The sequence below is a fragment of the Mycobacterium sp. 1423905.2 genome (genome assembly GCF_001673155.1).
Taxonomy (GTDB): domain Bacteria; phylum Actinomycetota; class Actinomycetes; order Mycobacteriales; family Mycobacteriaceae; genus Mycobacterium.
Genome location: NZ_LZLE01000006.1, coordinates 1 through 4,403 on the forward strand (window position 1 = coordinate 1; position 4,403 = coordinate 4,403).

Here is a 4,403-nt window from a genome sequence, read left to right on the forward strand (position 1 = left end):
CGGCGGGGGTGACTGGTCGCGGCGTCGACGTGCGGCTGGGCTGATCGGGTGCGATGGGTAGCGCTGATTCTGCTGTGCTGGGTATTGCTGAACGCACCCCCGGCCGATGCCGACGACGGCCGGCTGAGTTGGCCGTTGCGCCCGCCGCCGACGGTCGTGCGCGAGTTCGATGCGCCGACACCGGACTGGCATCCCGGGCATCGCGGGGTCGACTTGGCCGGCGCGCCGGGACAGCGGGTGTTCGCCGCAGGTGCTGGCACGGTCGTCTTCGCCGGATCGCTGGCCGGACGCCCGGTTGTCTCGGTGGCGCATCCAGGCGGCTTGCACACCAGCTATGAGCCGGTGCGCGCCGCGGTGCGGGCCGGCCAGGTGGTGACGGCCGAGACCATGCTCGGGGAGCTGATCGCCGGTCATCACGGCTGCCCAGCGCCGGCATGTCTGCACTGGGGTGCGATGTGGGGCCCGGCGTCGGGTGCGAACTACGTCGACCCGCTGGGCCTATTGACAGCGACGCCGATTCGGCTGAAGCCGCTCGTTGGCTGACGCTTGCGATTGTATCCAGTGATACCGATATAGTGGTATCGCTGGAATCGCCTGAGGAGTCGCAATGAAGAGTGACGTGACGGACTACATCGTCGTGGGGGCGGGATCGGCAGGCAGTGTCGTCGTGCGACGGTTGCTCGATGCCGGCCACAGCGTGCGCGTCATCGAGGCGGGTCCGGCGGACACCGACCCGGCCATTCACTGTCCGCAGGACTGGCCGGCGTTGTTCGGCGGTCCCCACGATTGGGCGATGTTCACCACGCCGCAGCCGAATGCTAACTCCCGCAAGTTGTTCTGGCCGCGGGGCAAGGTTCTGGGCGGAAGCAGTTCCCTGAACGGCATGATCTACATCCGGGGGCACGCCAGTGATTACGAGCAGTGGGCGCACGCCACCGGTGACTCCGGTTGGGATTGGGACAATGTGCTTTCACTGTTCAAGCGTTCGGAGTCACATGAATTAGGTGCCAATGAGTTTCACGGCGCCGACGGGCCGCTGCCGGTGTCGACCATCGTGACGCCCCATCCGGTTTCCGAAGCGTTCGTCGAGGCGGCGCTGGCGACCGGGCACAAAGTTGTTGATGATTTCAACGCCGGCGACATGGTCGGGGTGGGGTACAACCACATCACCGCATTGCACGGTGAGCGGATGAGTGCCTGGAAAAGTTTCGTCGCACCGATACTGCATCACCCGCGGTTGAGAATTACCACCGACGCCCTCGTGCATCGGGTCCTGCTGGAGAACGGAAGCGCCGTAGGCGTCGAGTACTCCGACGGTGGCCGGCCTCCGTGCCGCGCCTATGCGGATGCCGAGGTGGTGCTGAGCGCCGGTGTAGTGGGTTCTCCGAAAGTGTTGTTGCTCAGCGGGATCGGGCCGGGCGCACACCTGGAATCCGTTGGCGTCACACCCGAAGTGGATCTGCCCGCGGTTGGGCAGAATCTGCACGACCATCTCCTGGTCAGCAACATCTATGCGGCCAAGGACCCGTTGCCGCCGGGCACTAACAACTTGCTCGAGGCGCAATTGTTCGCGCGCAGCGGCGGATGCAAGGGTGAAGCGCCGGATCTGCAGCCGCTGTTCATCCACATTCCCTACCCGGCCGATGGGTATCCAATGCCGGAGCACGGGTACACGATCGCCGCAGGATTGGTCAACGTGCAGTCGCGTGGAACCTTGCGGCTGGCATCTGCCGATCCCAGCGATGCGCCGTTGGTCGATCCCAATGTGCTGGCCGATCAGGCCGATCTGGAGGCAGTGGTTGACGCCGTCGAGTTGTGCCGGGAAATCGGTGCTTCGGCGGTGTTCGCGCCGTGGCGCGCGTCCGAGGTTGCGCCGGGACCTATGGCGATCACCCGCGACGATCTACGCCGCTTCGTCCGCCAGGCGGTGGGTACCTATCACCATCAAGTCGGCACCTGTCGGATGGGGGCCCGCAGCGATCCGAATGCCGTTGTGGGGCCGGACCTTCAAGTGCGTGGCATCGACAACCTTCGGGTCGCGGACGCCTCGATCATGCCCACGATCACGACGGGTAATACCAATGCGCCCTCGATCATGATCGGCGAGCGAGCGGCAGATCTCTTGCTGGCGGGCTGACACCCGTCACGCCCGGGGGTGGGCTTGGTCGTGCACGGCGCGTAGCCGCGAGACCGCGACATGGGTGTAGAGCTGGGTGGTCGCCAGGCTGGAGTGGCCGAGCAGTTCCTGGACGACGCGCAGGTCGGCGCCGCCTTCGAGCAGATGCGTGGCGGCGCTGTGCCGCAGCCCGTGTGGTCCCATGTCGGGTGCGCCGTCCACCGCGGAGACCGTCTGATGCACCACCGTGCGGGCTTGGCGCACGTCAAGTCGTCGACCGCGGGCGCCTAGCAGCAGCGCCGGTCCCGACTCGGCGGTGGCCAGCGCGGGGCGCCCGTGGGTGAGCCAGGCGTGCAGCGCCTCGGCCGCCGGCCGCCCGAACGGCGCGGTGCGTTGTTTGTTGCCCTTGCCCAGGACCCGCACCAGCCGATGCCCGGTGTCGACGTCGTCGATGTCCAGGCCGCACAGTTCGCTGACGCGAATCCCGGTGGCGTACAACAATTCGACGATGAGCCGGTCGCGCAGTGCCAGCGGATCACCTTCCTGAGCGCCGGCCTGCGCGGCCGTCATCGCGGCTAGAGCCTGGTCCCGGCGCAGCACCGCGGGCAAGGTGCGGTGGGCCTTGGGCACTTGCAACCTGACGGCGGGGTCGGATGCCAGGATGCCGCGCCGGGCGGCCCACGCGGTGAAGGCTTTGATCGCCGAGGTACGCCGCGACAGGGTGGTGCGAGCCGCTCCGGCACCGGCTGATGTGGCCAGCCATGCCCGCAGCACCGGCAGGCTCAGCGCGTCGAGAGTGGACTTGCGGTCCTCGAGGAAGGCGAACAGCGACCGTAGGTCGCCGAGGTAGGCGCGGCGGGTGTGCGCCGAGCGGCCGCATTGCAACCCCAAGTACTCGTCGAACTCTTCGAGGATCGGCTCGTAGTTCTGCGGCATGCGTCCACGCTGGCAGAAAAGTCGCGACGGTCCTCAGCCGACGCGCCGCAGCGTGTCCGGGGTGAGACTTTTGCGGGTCGGATAGCCGTCGACGGCCATGATGAGGTCGGCTTCCGCGAGCAACATGCGCAGCACGTGCACGATCCCGTCGACACCGCCCAGCGCCAGGCCGTAGGCGTAGGGCCGGCCGACGCCTACGGCGGTAGCGCCCAGGGCCAGCGCCTTGATGATGTCGGCTCCGCTGCGGATGCCCGAGTCGAACAACACCGGCAGCCCGTCGGCCGCCTCGACCACACCGGGCAGACATTCGATGGCGGCCAGGCCGCCGTTGGCTTGCCGGCCGCCGTGGGTGGAGCAGTAGATGCCGTCCACGCCGCCGTCCTTGGCGCGTCTGGCGTCGTCGGGACGGCAGATCCCCTTCAGGATCAGCGGCAAGTCCGTCAGAGAACGCAGCCAGGGCAGGTCATTCCAGGTCAAGGGATTGCCGAAGATCTGTCCCCAGCGCAACACCACGCCTTGCGGGTCTTCTTCGGGCGGGCGGGGCAGGCTGGCCTTGAACACCGGATCGCTGGTGTAGTTGGCCAGGCAGTGCCCCCGCAGCTGGGGGAAGTTGGCGGTGCTCAGGTCCCGTGGTCGCCAGCCGGGCACCCAGGTGTCGAGGGTGACGATGATGCCCCGGTAGCCGGCCGCCTCCGCGCGGCTGACCAGGCTGGCGGCCAGGTCGCGATCGCGTGGTGTGTAGAGCTGGAAAAAGCCCGGGGTGTCGCCGAACTCGGCGGCGACGTCTTCCAAGGGGTCGGTCATCAGGGTCGAGCCGACCATCGGGACGCCGGTCGCGGCGGCCGCGCGTGCGGTCGCCAGGTCGCCATGGCCGTCTTGAGCGCATATGCCGATGACGCCGATCGGCGCCATGAACAGCGGCGATGGGAAGGTCAGGCCGAAGAGCTCGACGGCCATGTCGCGTTCGCTGGCACCGACGAACATCCGCGGCATCAAGCCCCACCGTTCGAAGGCTTCGCAGTTGATGCGTTGGGTGTGCTCGTCACCGGCGCCGCCGGCGACGTAGGACCACACCGACGGCGACATGGCCTGCTCGGCTCGGGCTTCCAACTCTTTGAACGCCATCGGCAGCTGCGGGGCCACCCCGGCGAGGCCTTGGAAATAGATCTCGAGCTGGTAGTCGCCGAACGGCGGTGTCAGTGCCATGGAGTGAGGATGCCGTGACCCTCTACTGCGCGCCAGCCTCGGCCGCGGCGAGTTCCTTCTTCCACTGCCGGAACGTCTCTTCGGTGCGACCCCGCCGCCAGTAGCCGGAAATGGAAGACGCCCACTTTGCCTCGACGCCGCGCTC

General features: G+C 67.6%; 3 protein-coding genes and 2 pseudogenes. 2 read left to right on the top strand and 3 right to left on the bottom strand.

Translation table 11 applies throughout. The features are described from left to right. Positions 1-69 precede the first annotated feature (69 nt). Together A9W95_RS00460 and A9W95_RS00465 are read left to right on the top strand one after the other, a co-directional pair. Positions 70-534 (top strand): annotated as a pseudogene (locus A9W95_RS00460) (M23 family metallopeptidase); the annotation flags it as partial. A gap of 73 nt (positions 535-607) precedes the next feature. Further along, positions 608-2,137, top strand: coding sequence for a GMC family oxidoreductase (locus A9W95_RS00465; protein ID WP_067408646.1), 1,530 nt, complete (start codon positions 608-610; stop codon positions 2,135-2,137). A gap of 6 nt (positions 2,138-2,143) precedes the next feature. Here A9W95_RS00465 and A9W95_RS00470 read toward each other — a convergent pair whose 3' ends face one another. From A9W95_RS00470 to A9W95_RS26630, 3 genes and pseudogenes are all read right to left on the bottom strand, one after another. Then, on the bottom strand, positions 2,144-3,052 hold the full coding sequence (locus A9W95_RS00470; RefSeq protein WP_067408648.1) for a tyrosine recombinase XerC: 909 nt from the start codon (positions 3,050-3,052) through the stop codon (positions 2,144-2,146). Positions 3,053-3,085: 33 nt separating this feature from the next. Then, positions 3,086-4,258, bottom strand: coding sequence for an alpha-hydroxy-acid oxidizing protein (locus A9W95_RS00475; RefSeq protein ID WP_067408650.1), 1,173 nt, complete (start codon positions 4,256-4,258; stop codon positions 3,086-3,088). A gap of 22 nt (positions 4,259-4,280) precedes the next feature. Further along, positions 4,281-4,403: pseudogene (locus tag A9W95_RS26630) on the bottom strand (siderophore-interacting protein); the annotation flags it as partial.